This window comes from Pyxidicoccus trucidator, assembly GCF_010894435.1.
Lineage (GTDB): Bacteria > Myxococcota > Myxococcia > Myxococcales > Myxococcaceae > Myxococcus > Myxococcus trucidator.
Genome location: NZ_JAAIXZ010000001.1, coordinates 321,328 through 342,347 on the forward strand (window position 1 = coordinate 321,328; position 21,020 = coordinate 342,347).

Genomic DNA, 21,020 nt, shown 5'->3' on the forward strand with positions numbered 1-21,020 from the left:
GCCCGCGCCCCTCCCAAGAGGCGCCCCGGTCCCCCACGGAGCCGCCAGTCATGCGAGCCCGTGGACGCGGCACGGACGCGAACGGAGGTTCCTGCTAGGAAGCGCCCCGGCATGGACCTCCCGTCTCCTTCCCCCAACACCTCCGACCGGGCGCACTTCGAGGCGCTCGTGGCCCGGGGCTACAACCAGGTGCCGGTGGTGCGGCGGCTGGCGCTGGGGACGCTCCGCCCGACGGACCTGCTCCGGGCCCTGCCCGCCGGGCACCGCTTCCTGTTGGAGAGCACCCGCGTCAGTCCGGAGGGACGCTACTCGCTCCTCGGCTCGCGTCCGTTCCTCCGCTTCACGGCGAAGGCTGGCCAGTGCTTCCTCGACGGTGTACCCCAGCCGGGCGAGCCCCTGGACGTGCTGCGCGGCCTGCTGCGGCGCTGGCGGGGCGTGCGCCTGCCAGGACTGCCCCTCTTCTGCGGTGGCGCGGTGGGCTTCTTCGCCTACGAGGCGAACCACTACTTCGAGTCCCTGCCCCGCCACCCGCGAGACGACCTGAAGCTCCCGGACATCGCGCTGTCCTTCGTGGACACCTTCCTCGCGGTGGACCACCAGGAGGGCCAGGTGCTCATGGTGGCCACCGGCTCGGACTGGGAGGACTGCGCGCGGCGATTGGAGCCGCTGGAGGCGTGCGTGCGCCGGGCCGTCCCCACCCCGCCACCGGCGCCCACGTCCCTTCCAGCGCCGACGGTGGAGTACCGCTCCAACTTCACGCAGGAGGCCTACCTCACCGCGGTGGAGCGCGTGCGCGAGTACATCCGCGCGGGAGACACCTATCAGGTCAACCTCTCGCAGCGGCTGGAGGTGGACTTCCCGGGCGAGCCGCTCGCGCTCTACGAGACACTGTCCGCCACCAACCCCGTCCACTTCGCCAGCTACCTGGAAGGTGACGGCTTCCAGGTGGTGAGCGCCTCACCGGAGCGGCTGGTGCGCGTGGAGGAGGGCCGGGCGATTACGCGCCCCATCGCGGGCACGCGGCGCCGGGGCACACCGGAGGAGGAGGCCCGCTTCGTCCAGGAGTTGCGCACCAGCGAGAAGGAGCGCGCCGAGCACGCGATGCTGGTGGACCTGGAGCGCAACGACCTGGGCCGCGTCTGCGCCTACGGCACGGTGGAGGTGGCGAAGCTGATGGAGATTGTCGAGTACGCCCACGTCCTCCACATCGAGTCGGAGGTGACGGGAACGCTCGCGCCGGGGATGGAGCCGCTGGACGTGGTGGGCGCGCTGTTCCCCGGGGGCACGATTACGGGCGTGCCGAAGATTCGCACCATGCAGCTCATCACCGAGCTGGAGCCACACGCGCGGGGCCTCTACACGGGCTCGCTGGGCTACCTCTCCTTCACGGGGGAGCTGGACCTGAACATCGTCATCCGCACGCTGGTGGTGAAGGACGGCCGCGCCTACGCGCAGGTGGGCGGCGGCATCGTCCACGACTCGCAGCCGCGCCAGGAGTACAAGGAGACGCTCAACAAGGCGCGCTCGCAGCTCCTCGCGCTGTCGGCGTGTGGGAGGACGGAATGATTGTCCTCATCGACAACTTCGACTCCTTCACCTTCAACCTCGTGCAGGCGCTCGGTGCGCTGGGGGCGGAGCTGAAGGTGGTGCGCAACGACGCCATCACCGTGGCCCAGGTGGAGGCGCTGCGTCCGGACCACATCGTCATCTCCCCCGGGCCCTGCACTCCGGCCGAGGCGGGCGTGTCCCTGGACGTCATCCGCGCGTTCGGCGGACGGGTGCCCTTGCTGGGCGTGTGCCTGGGGCACCAGTGCCTGGGGCAGGTCTTCGGAGCGAAGGTGGTGCGCGCTCCGGTGCCGGTGCATGGGAAGACGGCGGAGGTGGAGCACTCGGGCCAGGGCGTGTTCCGGGGCCTGCCCGCGCCCTTCACCGCCGCGCGCTACCACTCGCTGGTGGTGGAGCGGGAGGGACTGCCGGAGTGCCTGGAGGTGACGGCCTCGCACGACGGGCTCATCATGGGCATGCGGCACCGCGAGCTGCCGCGACTGGAGGGCGTGCAGTTCCACCCGGAGTCCTTCCTCACGCCCCAGGGGCCGAGACTGCTCGCCAACTTCCTTGAGCCGGAGCGCTGAATGTTCTCCACGGTGGCGGTGGACGGTGAGGTGCGGCGCTGGGAGGACCTGCGCCTGCACGACTTCGCACAGGGCTTCTTCTTCGGCGCGGGCTTCTTCACCACCTTCCGCATCGACGCGGGCACCCCACTCTTCCTCGCGCGCCACCTCGCGCGGCTCCGGGCCAGCCTCGCGGCCTTCCCCGGCGCCGTCCGAGCGCCCGCACCGGAGCAAGTCTCCGAGGCCACGGTGCGCGACACGCTCCACCGCTGCCTGCACACGGATGCGGCGCTGGGACCGGGCTTCACCGGCGTGGGCAAGCTGTCCGTGAGCGACGGCCACGTGCTGCTCACCTTCCGCCCGGCGGCACCCGACGCGGAGCGCCTTCAGCGCGAGGGCCGCACCCTGGACACAGTGGAGCCGGGCGCCTACCGGCGCGGAGAGCGCACGCTGAACCACAAGGGCCTCTCCTACTTCCGCCAGTACGCGCTGATGCAGCAACTGCCCCTGCTGGGCAACGAGGCCGGCGAGGTCTGCGAATTGCCCACCGCCAACCTCTTCTTCCACCTGGACGGCGCGCTCGTCACCCCGCCGCTGGACGCGCCGTGCCTGCCGGGCATCGTCCGCGAGGTGCTCCTGGAAGCAGGACACGTGGGCGGCCTGCCCGTGGTGGAGCGCCCAGTGCCCCTCGCACGCCTCGCGGACGTCAGCGCCTGCGTCTTCACCAACTCCGCCGTCCTGGCCACGGGCGTGCCGCGCCTGCTCGGGCGGGAGCTGCCCGGAAGCCTGCCGCTCGCGGAGGAAGCCAGGGCCCTCATCGAAGCCGCGGCGCGGCGCCGCTAACGCCCGAGCGTCTCCCTCAAGAAGTCCTTGAGCACCTGGACTCGCGGCGGCACCGCCCTTCCGGGCCGTGACACCAGGAAGAGGGGTGCATCCCGGAAGGCGGTATCGGGCAGCAGGCGCACCAGCGAGCCCAGGGCCACGTCCTGCGCCGCGAGGAAGGTGGGTAGGAGCGCCACGCCCCCTCCCGCCCGGGCCAGCTCCGCCAGGAACCCGAAGTCGGAGCACTCCACCGACGCGGCCGGAGGTGGCCTTCCGCTCCCCACCCCGAAGGGCCCGCGTCCGCGGGGCGGCGGGGGCCAGAGACACTCGTGGCGTTCCAGCTCCGTGAGCGTGGAGGGAGCGCTCCGGCGCTCCAGGTACCGGGGCGACGCGAAGAAGCCGGCCTCCAGGTCCATCAGCTTGCGCGCGACGAAGGTGCCGGCGCCGGGGCGGCCGACGCGCAGCGCGAGGTCCACGCCCTTCTCCAGCAGGTCCACCACCTCGTAGGAAAGCACCGCTCGCACGCGCACCAACGGGTGCCGGAGCCGGAACCGGGCCAGCACGGGCGCCAGCAGCGCGCGGCCCACATCCGGGGGCGCGGTGAGCGTCACCTCACCCGTGGGCAGGGTGGGCTTGTCGGGCGTGCCCTCCACGGCGACCCGGAGTCCGGCGAGCAGCGGCGCCACCTGGCGCAGCAGCGTCTCCCCCTCCGCGGTCAGCCGCACCGAGCGCGTCGTGCGCGCCACCAGCGTGGTGCCGAGCGTCTCCTCCAGGGCCCGCAGCGCGCGGCTCACCCGAGACTTGTCGAGCCCCAGCCTCGCGGCCGCCTTCGTGAAGCTCTGCGTCTCGGCGACCGCCTGGAACACGGTGAGGTGGTTCAGGTCCATTGTTGCCTGCATACAACAGTGAGTTGAGGGATTCGCGGATTGTTGCGAGCGCGGCCCAGGCGCAAGGTGCTCCACGAGCATCCCGCTCCCTGACGCCCTTCCACGAGACGACCATGACCCTCCGGATTTCGATGACGCTGCTGGTGCTCCTCACGCTCGCGGGCTGTGGCTCCTCGCGCGGGGGGATGGTTCCCCTGGACGTCGGGCCCGGTCCGGAGCCCGTGCTCACCCTGGTGTGGGTGGGCCGGGGAGAGGCGGAGCTCCTGGAGGGTGGAACCTGGAAGCGCATCCCCGAGTTCGACTACGACTTCACCGTGGAGCAGCGCCGATACGCCGGCCACTGGGAATCGGTGAAGAGCCTGCGCCGCCGCCACCCCGGCTATGACGAGAGCGCGGGGCCCCGGGAGCAGACGATGTTCTTCCGGCTCGACTACACCGCGCCGGACTCGCAGCGCCGCGTCTCCAGCGCCATCCACTCGTCGCTCGGTAAGGGCACCGGCCACACCGACCCCGATTTCCGTGAGGCCGTCATGGAGCTGCGCCCTGACATCAGCCGCTTCGCGCCGTTCAATCGCTACCGCATCTCCCAGGTGTATGCGTACGAGCGGGGCACGCTGGAGGAGACTGTCGAGCTCCTCGACGGAGAGACGCCCTGGGTCCGCAACACCGAGAAGGCCACCCTCTACGCCCCGCACCAGTTCACCGCGGCCCCCACCTCCGCGAGCCGGTAGGCCCGCTCGCGAACACGTCCACGGGGCACACCTCAGCGGAACCCCAGCCCTTCCGCCACCTCCTCCTCCCTCAGCAACCGCCAGTCGCTCTCGGCCACATCCAGCACCACGCCGCCCACGGCCTCCCGGTGCAGCGCGAGCACCGGGTGTCCCACGGCCGCCAGCATCCGCTTCACCTGGTGGTGCCGTCCCTCGGTGAGGGTGAGCTCCACCACGTCCGGCTCGCGCAGCCTCGCCCCGGCGGGCCGCGTGGGCCCGTCCTCCAGCACCAGTCCGTCCCGCAGCGCCTGCAGCGCCGCCTCCGGAGGACATCCCTTCACGCGCGCCACGTACCGCTTGGGCAGGTGCGTCTCGGGTGACGTCCCGTGCCGCACCAGCCTCTCATCGTTGGTGAACAGCAGCAGCCCGGTGGTGTCCCTATCCAACCGCCCCACCGCGAGCCACTCATAGCCGCGCAGCTCCTCGGGCAGCACCGCGCGCAGCCGCTCGAACACCGTGCCCACGCCCTCCGGGTCCGAGCCGTGCACCACCGGCCCCGCGGGCTTGTGGAACGCCAGCCCCAGCAGGCGGGCGGTCAGCTCGCGTGCCTGCCCGTCCACCCGCACCTCCGCGCCGGGCCTCACGGGCGCGAAGGGCTCGCGCTCCACACGCCCCGCCACCTCCACACGTCCCTCGCGAATGGCGGCCTCGGCCTCGGCGCGGGGCAGCACGCCTGCCCGGCCCAGCGCCCGAGACAGCCAGTCCGCGCGGCCGTCCGCGGCCAGGTCCTCGGGCCCCCGGCGCCGGGCCGCCTCCAGCCACTTCGGGGTTCGCTGTCTGCGTGCCATCCGCTCGCCTCCTGCTCCGCTCATCCCACGGCCGGCGCTTCCTCTCCCGCCTGCCCCCCCTTCGAGGCTGCCGTACCGTCGAGCAGCAAACGTGTCGTGCCTACCTTCAGGAACAACGGGGCGCGGGCACTAGGGCGCCGGGCAGCCCCCTCTCGACAGGTCATCAAGCGCACTGGAGGAGACTGCATGGGCAGCGTACTTGAAGGTTCCAACGTTCAGGGCAGCAACTACTCGCCGCGGACCGGAGTTGCCACCGGAGTCTCCGATGGACCGCACTCCGCGGGCGGCATCGCGCAGGCCGGCAAGGAGCAGGTGAAGCACCTGGGCGGCGTCGCCAGGGACCGCGTCATCTCCCAGGTGGACAGCCGCAAGGGTGAGCTCGTCAAGGGCATCCAGGGGCTGGTGTCCTCGCTGGAGACCGTGGCGAACAACGACGAGGCCGCCATCGCGCGCCCGCTCCTCACCAGCGCGGTGGGGCTGCTGCGCAAGACGTCGGACCGGCTGGAGAACGGCACCACCGAGGAGCTCCTGGCGGATGCGCAGGAACAGGTGCGCCAGCGGCCCGGCCTGTTCGTCGTGGGCTGCGTGGCCGTGGGCTTCGCGCTCGGCCGGTTCATCAAGGTCTGACGGAGGGCACGCGGATGGATCCAACAATTCCAAGAAGTGACGGAGACGGGTTCCGGGCACGGGGAGACGGTGGCTCGGACACCCGGGACTTCAGCTCCGACAGCGCCTTCGGGAGCCGCGGCTTCGGAGACCTGTTCTCCGAGTTCATGGAGCAGGGACGCCGCCTGGTCCGCGCCGAGGTGACGCTGGCGCGCGCCGAGCTGCGCGCGGAAGTGAAGAAGGCGTCCGCTGGTGCGGGGCTGCTCGCGGGTGGCGGCGTGGTGCTGCTCCTCGGAGCGCTGACGTTCGTCGCGTTCCTGGTGGCGGCGCTGGCCGAGCTGATTCCCGTGTGGGCGTCGGCCCTCATCGTGGCGGTGCTGCTGCTGGCGGTGGGGGGCGCGGTCGCCTGGGCGGGCCTCGGGAGACTGAAGCGCATCCATGGACCTCAACGGACGATTCAAACCCTCAAGGAGGATGGGCAATGGGCGAGCAGGACCGCGCACTCCATGAAATCGCAGATGCACGGGCACGCCTGAGCGAGCTGGCGGATGAGCTGGCCCGCAAGGCCGAGCCGGACCGCCTCAAGGCAATGGCCCATGAGAAGGCCGAGGAGCTGAAGGTGCGTGCCAGGGAGTTCGCCGTGGAGAAGACGGCCGAGCTCAAGCAGCACGCCAAGGATGCCGCCGTGGAGAAGGCCACGGAACTCAAGACCCACGCCAAGGAGACAGTGATGCAGAGGACCACGGAGCTGAAGGAGCGTGCCGACACCCCGAAGGGGTGGAGCCTGCTGGGTGCCCTCATTGGCGCCGGCGTGGGGTCGGCCCTGATGCGCAAGGCCTTCACCCGGCGCGAGGAGCACCGGTACGAGGACGACCGTGACAACCGGTGGCGCGACGAGGACCGCTGGCGCTACGACGGCATGCGCGCCGCGCGCACCGACCCGCGCTACTCCGACGAGGACCGCTATGCCTCCGCCGAGCGGAGCGACATTGGCTATCGCGACGTGGGTGACTACCAGGGCGCGTCCGTCGGCTACCAGGGCGTCTCCTCCAACTACGACGTAGGGAGCGTCGACTACGACCGCTCCGCCGACACCGGTGGCCTCAAGGCGCGCGCCAGCGAGACGGCTTCCAACGTGAAGGAGCGCGCGTCCGAAGCGGCTCACTCCGTGAAGGAGCGCGCCGTCGACGTGAAGGACCGAGTGATGGGCAAGGCCTCCGACGTGCGTGAGCGCGCCTCGGGCTCGATGGACCACCTGAAGGAGCGGGCCTCGCACCTGCGCGAGCGCATCCCCTCGCGCGACGTGGTGCAGTACCGCACCACGGACTGGTTCAACCGCACGGTGGACGAGCAGCCCATCCTCCTGGCGCTGGGCGGCATCGCCCTGGGCATGCTGGCCTCCACGCTCATCCCCGTGTCGAACAAGGAGCGCCGCCTCATCGAGCCGGCCAGGCGCCGCGCCGAGGAGGGCATCTCCCACCTGGGCGACCAGCTCAACCAGAAGCTCCAGGGCAGCGAGGAGCCGTCGTCCGACTACGAGGGCCGCCAGGGCTACTCGGGCCTCTCCGGGGCGTCGGACCTGAACACCCCCGCCAGCACCACCACCGGCTTCGGGGCGAGCAGCATCAGCAGCCCGGTGAGCTCGAGCGGGCTCGGCGCCACCTCGTCGCCCCCCACCTCCGGCGTGAGCGTGGCGGGCACCGAGGACAGCGCGGACGCCCTGGCCTCGCCGCCGACGGGCACGTCCCGCATCCCCCCGCTGCCGCCGCTGGATGACGTGACGAAGGTGCACTGAGCCACGGAAGGCCTGAAGTCCAGCCAGGGGAGCAGCGGTCCGTCACCGGGCCGTTGCTCCCCTTCCGTTTGACTGGACCCGGGGGGTCTGCCATGTGCGCCGCCGTGGCCGTCCCTCCCGAGCTCGTCGCGTCCCTGCCCCCACCCCCACCGGGCCCCGCCGTGGCCTTCACGCTGCGGCTGGCCGAGGCGCTGCACCGCTACGGCACGCCCGCCCACCGGCTGGAAGGGCTGATGCAGCGCGTGTCCGAGCGGCTGGGCCTGGAGGGCCGCTTCTTCTCCACCCCCACCTCCCTCTTCGCGTCCTTCGGCCCGCCGGAGGCGCTGCGCACCAGCCTCATCCGCGTGGAGCCGGGGGACATGGACCTGGAGCGGCTGACGCTGCTGGACGTGCTGACGGACGACGTCATCCAGGGCCGGCTCTCCCCGGCCGAGGGCGCCCGGAAGGTGGAGGAGATTCTCGCGCTCCCGGCCCGCTTCGGCACCGCGCTCCAGCTCCTCTGCTGGGCCCTGGCCGGCGGCGCCGCGGGCCGGCTCTTCGGCGGCGGTCTGAAAGAGGTGGCGGTGGCGGCGCTGAGCAGCCTGGTCATCGGCACGATGGGCGAGCTGACGCGGCGTCAGCCCAGCACGGCGCGGGTGATGGAGCCGGTGGCGGCCATCCTCTCCTCGGCCATCGCGGTGCTGGCCGCCAGCCTGATGGGCCCCCTGTCCGTGAAGGTGGCCACGCTGGCGGGCCTCATCGTCCTGCTGCCGGGCCTGTCGCTGACCGTGGCCATCAACGAGCTGGCCACGCGCCACCTCATCTCCGGCACCTCGCGCCTCACCGCGGCGGCGCTGGTGTTCCTGCAGCTGGGCTTCGGCGTCGCGCTGGGCAGCCGGCTGGCGGAGCTGCTGCCTCCGCCGTCCCTGACGCCGCTGCCCCCCGCGCTGCCCGGGTGGACGCAGGCCGTGGCGCTGGCCGTGGCCACGCTGGCGGTGGGAGTGCTCTTCCGGGCCCGCCCTCGCGACTGGGGCTGGATTGCCGCGGCGTGCACCTTCGCCTTCGCGGGCTCGCGCCTCGGGGCGCTGCTGCTGGGCGCGCAGCTGGGCGCCTTCGTGGGGGCGCTGCTGCTGGGCATCGCCAGCAACGCGCTGGCGCGGCTGCGCAACCGGCCCTCCGTCACCACGGTGGTGCCCGGCCTCATGCTGCTGGTGCCCGGCAGCGTCGGCTTCCGCAGCCTGTCCTCGCTGCTGGAGCGGGACGTGGTGGCCGGGGTGGACACCGCCTTCTCCATGCTGATGGTGGCCGTGGCGCTGGCGGCGGGCCTGCTGTCCGCCAACGCCCTCGTGCCTCCGCGCAAGGTGCTCTGACGAGCTCCGCGGCCTGCTTCAGCGCAGGCGGGTGACGTACACGGCCACCAGCGACAACAGGAAGTACGCCACCAGCACCGCGGCGCCCGCGTACTCCTTGGCCATGCGCTGGCCGAAGAAGAGGGCGATGAGGGTGACGGCGGACAGCAGCGCGCCCCAGAAGGCCAGCGTGGCGCCCCCGGTGACGACCAGGGCCACCAGCCCCGCCGCGCAGAGGGCGCCGGCCGCCAGCTCCATCAGGGTGAGGGTGCCCAGCATCAGCGGCACCACGCTCCGCAGGGGGCTCTTGGCGAAGTGGCCGGAGAGCCAGCCCAGGTTGCCCTTCCAGTCGAACACCTTGTCCAGGCCGGACTGGAGGAAGAGGATGGCGAGGAAGGCCGAGCAGAGCGCCTGCAGCAGCCAGAGGGTGAACTCAGTGGTTTCGAAGGACGGCATGGCGCGCGCACTCTAACCGGCTGGCGCCCGGGCCCAAGTCTTCTCGCCAGGAGAGCAGGCAGGCAGGTGTGGAGCGCTCCCCTGCCTTCCCGCCGGGGCGTGCCTACCTTGACGGGTATGGCATCCGAGCTGACCGCTCGCCGGATCTTCACCGGCCTCATCCTGCTGTCCCTCTTCCTGCTGGCCCTGGTCATCCGCCCGTTCGCCGAGGCGTTCTTCCTGGCGGCCGTGCTGGCGGCGACGTTCTACGGGCTGCACAAGCGGCTCACCCGGCGGCTGCGCGGCAGGAACCACCTGTCCGCCGGCATCCTCACCACGGGCGTCGTCCTCGCCCTGCTGCTGCCGCTGGGCGGCCTCACGGCCTTCATCGTGACGGAGGTGACGGAGGGGGCGCAGTTCGTCACCCAGACGGTGCAGAAGGAAGGCGTGAGCGGGCTGGTGGACAGGCTGCCCGGGCCGGTGCGCGGCATGGCGGACGGGGTGCTGAAGCGGCTCCCGATGGAGCAGCAGAACCTGGACCAGACCATCCAGGACCAGGTGACCACCCAGGGTGGCACCGCGGCCAAGGCGGTGACGGGGGCGGTGGCGGCCACGGGCTCCATCGCCTTCCAGGCCATCATGATGCTCATCGCCCTCTTCTTCTTCTTCACGGACGGCGTGCGGCTGGTGGAGTGGATAGAGAGCGTTTCACCGCTGCGACGCGGGCAGACGCGCGAAATCATGCGCGAGTTCCGCAGTGTGTCCGGCGCGGTACTCCTCTCCTCGGTGGCCACCGCGGGCGTGCAGTCGGTGGCGGCCCTCATCGGCTTCCTCATCGCCCGGGTGCCCGCCCCGCTGTTCTTCGCGGGCCTGGCCTTCTTCCTGGCGCTCATCCCCGCGGTGGGCGCGGCCATCGTCGTGCTGCTCGCGGCGGCGCTGATGTTCTTCAGCGGCCACCCCTGGGCCGCGCTCTTCCTGGCCGTCTGGGGCACGGTGGTGGTGGGCCTGGTGGACAACATCGTGAAGCCGCTGCTGGCCAAGCGCGGCATGCACCAGCACGGAGCCATCGTCTTCTTCGCGCTGCTTGGCGGCCTGGCCGCGTTCGGCACGGTGGGCCTGCTGCTGGGCCCGCTCATCGTCGCCTTCTTCCTGGCCCTGGTGCGCATCTGGGAGCGCGACTATGGGCGGGCCACTCCCCGCGCCGGTGACCCGGCCACGCCGGGCCCGGGCAGTGCGGGCGACGGGGGCCGCACCCTTCCCTCGGTGCGCTCCGAGGCCACGGGCGAGCAGGTTCCCCTCACACCCACGCCCCCAGATGCCCACTGAAAAGCGTCGCGCTGCACCCTGAAGACAACGCGGCCCCGACCTCCGGTCCTCACCGGAAGCGGGGCCGCGGTGCTGCTTCAGCGACTCAGAACGACGAGCCGCTGGCGCGCCGTCCGGGGGACGCCGTCAGGCTGGACACGCCCGTGTGCAGCACGAAGGTGGCGCCGGCCGTGGCATCCGGGCTCCGGTTGGCGGACACGCCATCCGTGCCGCTGAGGCCCGAGCCCACCGTGGCGGTGTCCACCGTCGTGCCGGACGCGTTCTTCAGCGTCACCGTGTCACCGCTGTTGGACAGGCCCAGCGTGCCCGTGGACGCGATGACGGCGCCCGGCGTGCCCGAGGGAATGCCCGCCGAGCCGCCGAACACCACCACCGCCGCGCCCGCCGCCAGCGTGGTGCCGCTGGGGAAGGTGTGCCGCACCAGGGCCGCGTCCGCCACCGTCCAGCCGCCCAGGTCCGCCGCGCCCGTGCCCACGTTCACCAACTCCACGAACTCGCCCGTGACGTCCGAGCCCGGCTCGTTGACCAGCACCTCGTTGACGATGACGCTGGCCGTGCCCCCACCGCCCGTGGTGGTGATGGTGAAGGCCGCGTTGCTCGTGTCGGTGGTGCTGGCATCGGCCGCGTCGCTCACGCGCACCCGCGCGGAGGTGCTCGCGGTGGAGGGCACCGTCCACGCGACGCTGCCCGCCGAGGCCGAAGCGCTGGAGGTGAGGGTGGTCCAGGTGCTGCCGTTCAGCGTGTACTCCACCCTCACGTTCGTCACGCCGGACGCCGACCAGGTGATGTTGCGCGCGCTGCCGGCCGCCCAGCTCTCGCCGCCGTTGGGCGCCGTCACGGTGACGCTGCTGCTCACCGAGTCGCTGGGGACGAGGAAGTCCTTGATGACGCCCATGTGCTGCATGCCGGACGCGCCGCTGTCGCCGGACGCCGCGGGGGACAGCTCGGAGATGGGCGAGTACACGCGCGTGTCCGCCACCAGCCCGTTGGCGAACGAGCTGCCGCCGATGACCACCGCCGTCTGGAGCGGGCGCAAGTCACTGTCCACCAGCACGTGGTCATACGGCGAGTTGCGGCCCGCGTTGGTGTTGGTGTTGCCATTGCGGTCCGCCGGGTAGGGGCTGGCCGTCGTCACCACCTGGGCCAGGGTGCTGAAGCACGCCTCGGAGCGGCTGCCGGTGTTGAGGTCGCCGCCAATCACCAGGTAGTCGCCGGTGGGGATGTTGGCCTTGATGCGGCTGACCAGACTGGTGGCCTCCGTGTTGCGGTTGCCGCTGCTCGTCGTCAGCAGGTGCACGCTGACCGCCCACAGGTCCTTCGGGCCCGGGATGTCGATGCGCGCCCACGCGAAGTCGCGGTTGGAGACGGCCGGGTCATCCCACTCGCCCGAGGCGATGATGGGCCAGCGGCTGATGATGCCGTTCGGAATCTGGGCGCCGGCCTCGCGGTAGTAGCTGAAGCCCGTGCCGAAGGCCGTATCGACGAAGGAGCGCAGGTCCGCCGCGGAGTTCGTCTTGTAGTTGAACTCCTGAATCATCACCACGTCCGGGTCCGTGCCCTGGAAGATGCGGATGCCGTGGCCCGGGTCATAGTCCTGGCCGGTGCCGCTGGAGATGTTCGCCGCCATCAGCCGGATGCGCGTACTGGCCAGTCCGTCCTCACGGGCGCCGACCTCGGTCTCCTCGTGCGTGGGCTCCACCGCCGGGTCCACGCCACCGCACGCGGCCAGCACCAGGGAGAGCACCACGGCCCCATACCGCCACATCGACTTCGCCTGCCTTGCTGGAGTCTTGCAGTTTCGCACGCTGTTGGGTCCTGCTCCTGACAAGGAGCGGTTGAGGGAGTCGGAGAAGACACCTGAACGGTGTTTCACACGTGCGACAGCACGCGCGTCACCAGTCTCGCTTATCGAGGCGAAGCGCGGGAGCGTTGCGTGAAACCTGGGTGAAAAGGCTTGGATGTGACAGCTACATCGCAGCCGTCGTGGAGAGCGCCACGAACAGGTAGCGCAGCCCCTTGCCCAGTGTGACGAAGAGCACGAAGGGCAGCGGCCGGACGCCGAGCATGCCCCCGGCGATGACGAACGCATCGCCCAGCACGGGCATCCAGGACATCAGCAGCGCGGGCGCGCCCCACTTCCGCACACGCGCCTCGACGCGCTCCAGGCGGGGGCCTTCCTTCGCGCGCCGTCGCACATACCACCGCCCCAGCGGGCCGCCGCCCCCGCTCGCCACCCACCGGCCCAGCGCGTACAGCGAGAGCGCGCCCAGCACGTTGCCCACGGTGCCCACGGCAACGGCCATCACCGGAGGCGTGCCCCCGTAGATGAGCGCGGCCAGCACGGCTTCCGAGGGCACGGGCACCACCGAGCCCGCCAGCATGGCGACGAGGAAGAGGCCCGGGAGCCCCCAGGCGGTGAGTGTGGACGGGTCGGGCATGGAGCGCGCGGGCGAAGGGCGGCGAGCTTGCCACGCGACCGGCGAGCCCGGGCGGTGATGTTGGCGTCATGGCATCTCCTCCCCGGAGTGAGCAGGCCTGAACGGTTTGTGAGCCCGGCGCCCGTCCGCTCCCAGGCAGCCAGCCCCCGGGCCGGATTGCCTGGCCACGGGGTTGGATGCATGGAGACCTGGCGGGCCCGCACCTGGCCACGCCTCACGACGGAGGGCGCATGCGTTCCATGGAGTCGGCGGATGCCCGGGTGGCCTCCATCCTCGTCGCGGATGACCCGGACCTGCCACGGCGCGACGGAATGGACGTCGTGGTGCGGCTGAGCGACGGCCGGGGCTTCACCCTCACCCTCGTCCCCCTGGACGTGCTCCAGCGTCGGCTCGGCACGGCCCCGTCCCTGCTCGCCACCCGACTGGTGCTGGTGCGGCAGCTCACCGATGAGGCCGTGCTGCATGCGGTGCGCTCCGCCGTGGACGAGGGCATCGAGCGCTTCGGCACGCTACAGCCGCCGCTGCAGCAGTAGCCGCGCACGGGATGCGCCATTTTGCCCGGGAGCGCAGGAACTGCGCCCTCCGCGGGCAAGGTGCGCCCGGAGCGGGGAGACCTTCCGGGCGGCGCGCGCCTTGCTACGGGGCCGGAGGAGTTCTCCCCCCTCGAAGGAACGCCGAGCCCATGAGCAGCACCGTTGCCCCTGTCCCGAGCCCGTCCCCTGACTTGCGCCTCGTCCCGGTGGAGATTGCCCCCGAGACGTTCTGGGTGGGCAAGCGAGAGCCCGGAGCCATCTTCTTCGCCAACCCCTACCTTCGCCGCTTCCGGGGCGCCGACACGAAGACGCAGCGGCAGACCGAGTTCAACCTCCTCATCGACCCGGGCTCCAGCAGCGACTTCTCCACCATGCACACCAAGGTGACGTCGCTCATCGGTGGGATGGAGCGGCTGTCGGCGATGTTCATCAACCACCAGGACCCGGACGTGGGCTCGTCCGCGAGCCTCATCTCCGCACGGTATGCGCCCCGCGCGGGGCTCCTCTGCTCGGAGGACACCTGGCGGCTCATCGTCCACCAGAACCTGCCGCGCCACCGCTTCATCCCCACGGAGAAGTTCGCCCAGGGGCTGAGCGTGCCCACCGGCCACAAGCTGCTGCCGGTGCCCTCGCCCTTCTGTCACTTCCGGGGCGCGGTGATGCTCTATGACCCGCAGACGCGGGTGCTCTTCACCGGAGACCTCTTCGGGGGCCTCACGGACTCCAACGCGAAGGGGCTGTGGGCGGAAGAGTCAGACTGGGCGGGCATCCGCGCCTTCCATCAAATCTACATGCCGGTGAACGCGGCGCTGGTGCGCGCGGTGGCGGCCATCCGCAAGCTGGAGCCCGGGGTGGAGATGATTGCCCCGCAGCACGGCCGCATCATCCGGGGCCCGCTGGTGCAGCAGTTCCTGGAGCGCATGGAGAAGCTTCAGGTGGGCCTGGACATCATGGACGAGGCGCAGGACCGCACGCACCTCCAGGCGTGGAACGCGGTGCTGGAGCGGGTGCTGTCGCTGGCGCGCGGCTACCTGGGGGCCTCGGTGGAGGCCAAGCTGGCGGCCAGCAAGGACCTGGCGGACACGGCGCGCTACGACGGCACGAAGCTGGTGGTGAGCCGGCTGGGCAAGTGGACGCTGGAGCACGTGGTGGACCTGCTCTGCCATGGCGAGCCGCCGGAGATTGCCGGCCCCATCATCGTCGAGGCCACCAGCGCCGCCTCTGAATACAACCTGCCCACCCCGCACCTGGACATCGAGGGCGTCGGGGCGCCGTCCCACGTCTCGCTGCTGGACCCCTGAGCCCGGGAGCAAGGAAGGACACGGTGCAATCGACGGATGACGAGGCCGACGACGTGGCGTACCTCGGAGGTGCCGCGGCGCAGGCGGTGCCGGAGCGGAGGAACGCCGGGACGCCGCCGGAGGCCTGGGTCCAGCCGGTGACGCCCCCGCCAGCGCTGTCGCTGGCGGATACGCTGCGGCCCATCACTCCGGTCTCCCCCCACGGCACGCTGCTGCAGGGCGTGGTGACGCCACTCCCGCCCTCCCCCGTCGCACGAGGGCTGATGCCGGGGCAGGTGGTGGCAGGGCGCTACCGCGTGGAGCGGTGGCTGGGCGCGGGAGGCAGCGCCGCGGTGTACGAGGCCACGGACCTGCGGCAGAGCGAGCGCGTGGCGCTCAAGGTGCTGGCGGTGCCGCACGCGAACGACGCCCTGGTGGCGCGCTTCCATCAGGAGCTGGAGCACGTCCGGGCCCTGGAGCACGTCAACATCCTCCGCGTCTTCGACGCCGGCGTGGACGGAGACCGGCACTTCCTCACCATGGAGCTGCTGGAAGGCTCGGACCTCCGGCAGCTGCTGGCGGAGCGGCGCGCCACGCGGGCCGAGGCCCTGCGCTGGCTCACCCACGTCGCCGTGGCGCTGGAGCACGCGCACGGGCGCGGGGTGCTGCACCGGGACGTGAAGCCCGCCAACCTCTTCATCACCCGCCTGGGCGTGCTGAAGCTGATGGACTTCGGCCTGGCGAAGAGCACGCACGTGGCGGGCGCCACGGCGCAGGGCGCGGTGCTCGGCACGCCGGAGTACATGGCGCCCGAGCAGGTGATGGGCAGCTCCCCGGTGTCTCCCGCCACGGACCTGTATGCGCTGGGCGTGGTGGCGTACGAGCTGCTCACCGGGCAGCTCCCCTTCCGCCACGCCCAGCCGGTGCCGCTGATGTTCCTGCACGTGCAGCAGGCCCCGGTGCCGCCTCGCACGCTGTGCCCGGACCTGCCGGAGCCCTTCGAGCACATCGTGCTGAAGCTGCTGGAGAAGCGGCCCGAGGACCGCTACCGGGACGCGGCCTCGCTGCGCTCCGCCCTGTCGAAGCTGTGGCCCTTCGTGCTCCTCAAGGCACCCGCGTGAGCAGCACGTCCGTGGGTGCGCCTTCCGCGGGCCAGCGCGACAGCGTGAGCGCGCGCCCGGGAGACTGGCACAGGGTGAGGTAGCGCCCGCCGCCCGGGTGCAGGAAGTAGAGCGCGCGCGGCGCCTTGAAGGCCGCGGGCACGGACGCCTCGCGCTCCGGCCAGACGCTGCGCCCCGTGCGCCACGAGCGCACCACGGGCCGCTCTCGCAGGTGGTGGTGGACCTCCACCACCACGCCGTCCACGTCCGCCGCGTTCCAGTCCAGCACGAGAGTCTCGCCAGCCTGCCGCCGCTCGCTCAGCAGCGGGAAGGTGCGGGCCTCCGCGGAGGCGGTGGCGTCCACCTTGGCCCCTCGCAGCGGCTCCAGGAAGGACACCTCCAGGCGCGAGGTGCCGGCCGGGAAGCGGAACGTATAGGCCATGCGGCCGGGCTTCGGCTTCGTGGCGCCCACGTAGGCCCTGGGATTGGACTCCAGCAACTGCACGGGCTCGCCCACGCGGAACTGGTCCACGTCCTCGGCGGCGGCGAGCGCGGGCGCCTCGGTAGGAAGCTCCACGCGCTTCCACCCCGCGGTCTGGTCCGAGGGCTGCCAGCACGTCCCCGCCGGAGCGATGGCCAGCAACACGGCGCTGGTGAGGGAGAACAGGGCGCCCATGTCACGCGCTCCGGGAAGCGGACGCACGGGAGGACATCCACGCCGCGCCCACCATCAGCGCGCCCGCGGCGGCGAGCCCCACCACGCGCAGCGAGCCATGGAGGTTCATCGTGTCATAGAGGAGCGCCTTGCCCACGGCGATGCCCACGAAGGCGAAGCCCGCGTCGCGCATGACGGGCAGGCCGCGCTGGCGGCCGGTGAGCACCAGGACCACGCCCACGACGAGCCACCCCAGCGTGAGCACCAGCCGGCGGGCCACGTTGTCCTCGGCGATGCCGAGCGTGAGGAAGTGGAAGTAGAAGCCCCAGGAGGCGGCGATGGCGGTGGCGGCGAGCCCGTACCAGACGAGCACGTCCCGCACGCGGTCTCTCTCCGCGTCGGGCTGACTGCCCGCGCGCAGCACCGTCACCGTGGCGATGGCGAACGTCAGGGCCAGCCCCACGAGCAGCAGCCCCTCCTTCGTCGCCGCGTACCAGAGGCCACCGGCCACGGCGCAGACGAGCACGGTGATGGGCCCCGCGAGATTGCGCGTGTGCGGCACGTTGAGGAAGGTGAGGCCCGCGGCCCCGACGGCGGCCACCGCGAGCAGCAGCTCGCGAGGCACCTGCAAATCACGCCACAGGAACACCACCGCCAGGAGCAACAGCCCCGCTCCCACGCCTCCCAGCACCTTCACGTCCCACTTCGTCGTCGCCGTGTGCATCTGACTCCTCCATCGCCATCTGACTGCGCGTGGGGAAGCCCTGAATGCAGCCGCCCTGCCAACGTGTGACGCAAGGCAGCAAGCGGAGTTACGCGGGCACACCGTGCAGCGGGTGTGCAGCGGAGCGCACAACCGTGTTCCAAGGTGTGCACGGCAGCAGCCGCCGGACGGAGCGCCTGACGCCTCCGTGGAGCCACCTCCCGCCGGCCCCTGTCCTCACGCCGCCGCCGGCTCCGTCCTGCCGGGAGCGAACAGCCCCAGCACGAGCGCCGCGGTGGCGGTGAGCCCGGCGGCAATCGCGAACTGCGCGGCGAAGTGCCCACGAGCCAGCGCCAGCAGGGCCACCGACAGCGCGCCGCCCAGGAGCCGCGTCGCGTAGAGGCTGCTCGTGACGATGCCCCGGTGGTGCCAGGGCGCGCGGGACTGCGGACCAATCAGCGACGTGCTCGCGGCCGGCCCCAGCCCCATCCCCAGGATGCCCAGGCCCACGAGCGCGGCGGGCACGCCCCACCCCAGCGCGGCGGACAGGGACAGGAACCCCGCGCCCACGGCCGCCACCGCGAAGCTCACGCCCGCGCTCAGGCGCATGCCCCCGAGCACCAGCAGCTTCACGCCGAAGGTGGAGCCCACGGACCAGCCCAGCAGCATCGGCAGCAGCGCGAGTCCCGCGGCCACCGGCGAGTGCCCGCCCTGCTCCGTCATCCACAGCGGCACCCACGCGGCCATGCTGTACAGCAGCGCGCCACCGGCGATGCTGCCCGCCACGCCGCTCAGCACGGTGCGGTCCTTCAGCAGCTCCGTCGGCAGCAGCGGGGCCACGGACGCGCGCTGCTGGCGCACCAGCACCGCGCCCACGAGCACGGCGCCCAGCGCGCACAGCCACCGGGCCTCCGCGTGGCCGGGCTCCAGCGAGAAGAGGAGCAGCGCGGCGGAGGTGCCCGCCAGCAGCGGCCCCCAGCGCTCCAGCTTCACGTCCGAGCGGCGCGGCGGGTCGCGGTAGGACAGGTACAGCAGCGCCGCGGCGAACAGGCCCACGGGCACGTTGACGAGGAACACCCAGCGCCACGACGCGTGCATCACCAGCCACCCGCCGATGAGTGGGCCCACGGCATTGCCCACGCCCCACGCGCCGGTGAAGAGGCCCTGCACGGCGGCGCGCTCGCGCAGCGTGTAGAGGTCCGCGCTGATGGTGAGCGTGGTGGGCTGGAGGGCCCCGGCGCCCAGGCCCTGAAGCACGCGGAAGGCGATGAGCATGGGCACGGACTCGGCCAGGCCGCATAGCGCCGAGCCGACGAGGAACAGTCCCATGCCGCCGAAGAAGACGGGCCTGCGCCCCAGCCGGTCCGCCAGCTTGCCGGAGATGAGCACGCCCACGGTGGAGGCGAAGAGGAAGCCGGAGAACACCCACGAGTACAGGTGCTGGCCACCCAGCTCGCGGGTGATGGTGGGCATGGCGCTCGTCACCACCGTGCCCTCGAAGGCGCTGACCACCAGGGCCAGCAGCACCGCGCCCGTGGCCATCCGCCGCGCCGTGCCCGGGCGCGCGCTGGCCAGGGGCTCCACCGTCAAGCCACTTCCATCCATCCTCTACGTGTACGCCCTTGAGGGCCATGCGAAAACCGCATCTTCCGCATAGAGTGCTTGCGGAAACCGCATGACGACCGAACAGCTCAGGGCCTTCCTCCAGGTGGCGCTGGAGGGCCGACTCTCTCTCGCGGCGAAGGGGCTGGGCCTGTCCCAGTCCGGCCTGTCGAGGCAGCTCCAATCGCTGGAGGCGGAGCTGGGCACGCGCCTGCTCGTCCGGACTCCAGGCGGGGCGGTACTGACGGACGCGGGGGAGCGCTTCCTCCCCCACGCGCGGCGGGCGCTGGAGGCGCTGCTGGCGGGTACGTCGGAGCTGGAGCGGCTGTCCGGCACTCCGCGCGGCCTGGTGTCGCTGGGCACGCTGCACACGGTGGGCGCGTACCTCCTGCCGGACATCATTCCGGCCTTCGCCCAGCGGTATCCGGAGGTGCGGCCCCGGCTGAGCGAGGGCATGGCCCCCGCGCTGGAGGAGAGCGTGGCGCGGGGCGCGCTGGACCTGGCCATTCTTTCGCTGCCGGTGCGGCACGCGGACCTGGTGGCGCAGAAGCTGTGGGAGGAGGTGCTGGTGCTGGCGGTGCCTCGCGGGCACCGGCTGTCGCGGCTGGGGAAGGCGGTGGAGCTGTCGGAGGTGGTGGAGGAGCCGTGGGTGGTCATCCCAGGAATGGGCGGCACACGCGCGCTGGAGGCGGCGTGCGAGGCGCGCGGGGTGACGCCGAAGCTGGCGCTGGAGACGGACAACGCGGAGGCCATCCGCCGCATGGTGGAGCGAGGGCTGGGCGTGGCGCTGGTGCCGGAGCTGATGGCGAGGGACCACCAGTCCCGGGGCTTCGACGTGGTGCCGCTGGTGCGGGGCCCGAAGCGGCAGGTGGCGCTGGTGCACCGGGGCGAGGGCTACCTCACGGCGGCGGCGCGAGCCCTGAAGGAGTTCATCGTGGAGAGCGTCCGTGTGATGCCCGAGCCATGGGGCGCGCGGAAGGGTGGCTCGGGAGGCCGGGTGCGGTAGCGTGCCGCCGCTCTCCGTACGCGAGGCGTTCCATGGCACTGAAGGTGATGACGTTCAACGTCCTGCAAGGAGGAGAGGAGCGGTTCGACGCCATCCTCACCTTCCTCGCGCGGGAGCCTCCTGACGTGCTGGTGCTGCAGGAGTGCCTTGGCTGGGACGACGGCGGGCGCCTGCGCCGCGTGGCCGAGGCGCTGGACGTGCCCCAGGACGACGCGCACCTGGTGCTGGGGCAGTCCCGCTCGCGGCCGAGTGGACGTTGCTACCACGTGGCGGTGGTGAGCCGTCCTCCGCTGCGCTCGGTGAGCGTGCACAACGACAGACACTTCCTGGGGCACTGCATCGTCCAGTGCGAGCTGGAGTCGAACGGGCCAGTGACGCTGTTCGGGACGCACTTCGACGCGCACCACGAGAAGCTGAGGTACGTGGAGGCGCGCTACCTGCGCTCGGTGCTGGACGCGGCGGCGTTCCGCGAGGGGCAGTTCCTGCTGGTGGGGGACCTGAACTCGCTGTCGAGGAAGGACCCGTATCCGGTGGACCTGGAAGACAGGCTGCGCAAGGCGGGGACGGACAAGTACGGGCACCCTCCGCGCTTCGACGTGATTGACGACGTGGAGGAGTACGGCTGGGTGGACACGCTGCTGGCGCGGCCGGCGTCGTCGAAGTGGGTGACGGCGCGGAGGAACCGGGGCGGCGTGACGATTGATTACCGCACGGACTATGTATTCGCATCGCCGAGGATGGCGGAGCGGCTGGTGTCGGCGGAGGTCATCGACGTGGGAGACGCGTCGGACCACAACCCGCTGGTGGCGACGTTCCGCTGAGTGAATCGAAGGGA

General features: G+C 71.7%; 22 protein-coding genes. 14 read left to right on the plus strand and 8 right to left on the minus strand.

Going from position 1 to position 21,020, the window contains the following annotated elements; translation table 11 throughout:
- Positions 1–111: 111 nt before the first annotated feature.
- The 3 genes from G4D85_RS01355 to G4D85_RS01365 are packed head-to-tail and all read left to right on the plus strand — an operon-like array spanning position 112 to position 2,954.
- Positions 112–1,566 (plus strand): anthranilate synthase component I family protein, encoded by a 1,455-nt coding sequence (locus G4D85_RS01355; RefSeq protein ID WP_164007124.1) that lies wholly within the window; start codon positions 112–114, stop codon positions 1,564–1,566.
- The gene (locus G4D85_RS01360; RefSeq protein ID WP_164007126.1) at positions 1,563–2,132 is read left to right on the plus strand and encodes an anthranilate synthase component II; all 570 of its coding nucleotides are present in this window, start codon (positions 1,563–1,565) and stop codon (positions 2,130–2,132) included. Before G4D85_RS01355 ends, G4D85_RS01360 begins: the two co-directional genes overlap by 4 nt.
- Positions 2,133–2,954, plus strand: coding sequence for an aminotransferase class IV (locus G4D85_RS01365; protein ID WP_164007128.1), 822 nt, complete (start codon positions 2,133–2,135; stop codon positions 2,952–2,954).
- Here G4D85_RS01365 and G4D85_RS01370 read toward each other — a convergent pair.
- Entirely contained in the window at positions 2,951–3,820 is an 870-nt protein-coding gene (locus tag G4D85_RS01370; protein WP_164007130.1) for a LysR family transcriptional regulator, read from the minus strand. The genes G4D85_RS01365 and G4D85_RS01370 overlap by 4 nt on opposite strands.
- Positions 3,821–3,933: 113 nt before the next feature.
- Between G4D85_RS01370 and G4D85_RS01375 the strand changes: the two genes are divergently transcribed.
- On the plus strand, positions 3,934–4,551 hold the full coding sequence (locus G4D85_RS01375; protein WP_164007132.1) for a hypothetical protein: 618 nt from the start codon (positions 3,934–3,936) through the stop codon (positions 4,549–4,551).
- 32 nt (positions 4,552–4,583) lie between these two features.
- Here the strand turns inward: G4D85_RS01375 and G4D85_RS01380 are convergent, their stop codons facing one another.
- The gene (locus G4D85_RS01380; RefSeq protein ID WP_164007134.1) at positions 4,584–5,378 is read right to left on the minus strand and encodes a pseudouridine synthase; all 795 of its coding nucleotides are present in this window, start codon (positions 5,376–5,378) and stop codon (positions 4,584–4,586) included.
- A gap of 186 nt (positions 5,379–5,564) precedes the next feature.
- Between G4D85_RS01380 and G4D85_RS01385 the strand changes: the two genes are divergently transcribed.
- The 4 genes from G4D85_RS01385 (at position 5,565) to G4D85_RS01400 (ending at position 9,128) form a co-directional block, all read left to right on the plus strand.
- Positions 5,565–6,005, plus strand: coding sequence for a hypothetical protein (locus G4D85_RS01385; protein WP_164007136.1), 441 nt, complete (start codon positions 5,565–5,567; stop codon positions 6,003–6,005).
- Between the two features lie 14 nt (positions 6,006–6,019).
- Entirely contained in the window at positions 6,020–6,520 is a 501-nt protein-coding gene (locus G4D85_RS01390; protein WP_164007138.1) for a phage holin family protein, read from the plus strand.
- The gene (locus G4D85_RS01395) at positions 6,466–7,779 is read left to right on the plus strand and encodes a hypothetical protein (RefSeq protein ID WP_164007140.1); all 1,314 of its coding nucleotides are present in this window, start codon (positions 6,466–6,468) and stop codon (positions 7,777–7,779) included. Before G4D85_RS01390 ends, G4D85_RS01395 begins: the two co-directional genes overlap by 55 nt.
- Positions 7,780–7,871: 92 nt before the next feature.
- Positions 7,872–9,128 carry a threonine/serine exporter family protein gene (locus G4D85_RS01400; protein WP_164007142.1) on the plus strand — a complete coding sequence of 419 codons (1,257 nt, stop codon included), beginning with the start codon at positions 7,872–7,874 and terminating at the stop codon, positions 9,126–9,128.
- A gap of 18 nt (positions 9,129–9,146) precedes the next feature.
- Here the strand turns inward: G4D85_RS01400 and G4D85_RS01405 are convergent, their stop codons facing one another.
- Entirely contained in the window at positions 9,147–9,563 is a 417-nt protein-coding gene (locus tag G4D85_RS01405) for a DoxX family protein (RefSeq protein ID WP_164007144.1), read from the minus strand.
- 117 nt (positions 9,564–9,680) lie between these two features.
- Between G4D85_RS01405 and G4D85_RS01410 the strand changes: the two genes are divergently transcribed.
- Complete coding sequence (locus tag G4D85_RS01410) at positions 9,681–10,868, plus strand: AI-2E family transporter (RefSeq protein WP_164007146.1); 1,188 nt, start codon at positions 9,681–9,683, stop codon at positions 10,866–10,868.
- A gap of 85 nt (positions 10,869–10,953) precedes the next feature.
- Here G4D85_RS01410 and G4D85_RS01415 read toward each other — a convergent pair whose 3' ends face one another.
- Both G4D85_RS01415 and G4D85_RS01420 read right to left on the minus strand, forming a co-directional pair.
- A complete protein-coding gene (locus G4D85_RS01415) occupies positions 10,954–12,633 on the minus strand; it encodes a lamin tail domain-containing protein (protein WP_164009019.1) in 1,680 nt (559 codons plus the stop codon).
- Between the two features lie 202 nt (positions 12,634–12,835).
- Positions 12,836–13,306, minus strand: coding sequence for a YqaA family protein (locus G4D85_RS01420; protein WP_164007148.1), 471 nt, complete (start codon positions 13,304–13,306; stop codon positions 12,836–12,838).
- A 230-nt stretch (positions 13,307–13,536) separates the two neighbouring features.
- Between G4D85_RS01420 and G4D85_RS01425 the strand changes: the two genes are divergently transcribed.
- The 3 genes from G4D85_RS01425 to G4D85_RS01435 all read left to right on the plus strand — a co-directional run bounded on the left by G4D85_RS01425 (position 13,537) and on the right by G4D85_RS01435 (position 16,240).
- Positions 13,537–13,839 carry a hypothetical protein gene (locus tag G4D85_RS01425; protein ID WP_164007150.1) on the plus strand — a complete coding sequence of 101 codons (303 nt, stop codon included), beginning with the start codon at positions 13,537–13,539 and terminating at the stop codon, positions 13,837–13,839.
- A gap of 149 nt (positions 13,840–13,988) precedes the next feature.
- A complete protein-coding gene (locus G4D85_RS01430) occupies positions 13,989–15,140 on the plus strand; it encodes an oxygen-binding di-iron domain-containing protein (RefSeq protein ID WP_164007152.1) in 1,152 nt (383 codons plus the stop codon).
- Between the two features lie 23 nt (positions 15,141–15,163).
- Positions 15,164–16,240, plus strand: a complete 1,077-nt coding sequence (locus G4D85_RS01435; protein WP_164007154.1) for a serine/threonine-protein kinase — start codon at positions 15,164–15,166, stop codon at positions 16,238–16,240.
- Here G4D85_RS01435 and G4D85_RS01440 read toward each other — a convergent pair.
- The 3 genes from G4D85_RS01440 to G4D85_RS01450 all read right to left on the minus strand — a co-directional run bounded on the left by G4D85_RS01440 (position 16,224) and on the right by G4D85_RS01450 (position 19,182).
- Positions 16,224–16,895 (minus strand): hypothetical protein, encoded by a 672-nt coding sequence (locus G4D85_RS01440; RefSeq protein ID WP_164007156.1) that lies wholly within the window; start codon positions 16,893–16,895, stop codon positions 16,224–16,226. The genes G4D85_RS01435 and G4D85_RS01440 overlap by 17 nt on opposite strands.
- Before the next feature lies 1 nt (position 16,896).
- The gene (locus G4D85_RS01445) at positions 16,897–17,700 is read right to left on the minus strand and encodes a DUF2339 domain-containing protein (RefSeq protein WP_275900267.1); all 804 of its coding nucleotides are present in this window, start codon (positions 17,698–17,700) and stop codon (positions 16,897–16,899) included.
- 114 nt (positions 17,701–17,814) lie between these two features.
- Complete coding sequence (locus G4D85_RS01450; protein ID WP_164007160.1) at positions 17,815–19,182, minus strand: MFS transporter; 1,368 nt, start codon at positions 19,180–19,182, stop codon at positions 17,815–17,817.
- 70 nt (positions 19,183–19,252) lie between these two features.
- Between G4D85_RS01450 and G4D85_RS01455 the strand changes: the two genes are divergently transcribed.
- Positions 19,253–20,185, plus strand: coding sequence for a LysR family transcriptional regulator (locus tag G4D85_RS01455; RefSeq protein ID WP_164007162.1), 933 nt, complete (start codon positions 19,253–19,255; stop codon positions 20,183–20,185).
- Between the two features lie 32 nt (positions 20,186–20,217).
- Positions 20,218–21,006, plus strand: a complete 789-nt coding sequence (locus G4D85_RS01460) for an endonuclease/exonuclease/phosphatase family protein (protein WP_164007164.1) — start codon at positions 20,218–20,220, stop codon at positions 21,004–21,006.
- Positions 21,007–21,020: the final 14 nt, after the last annotated feature.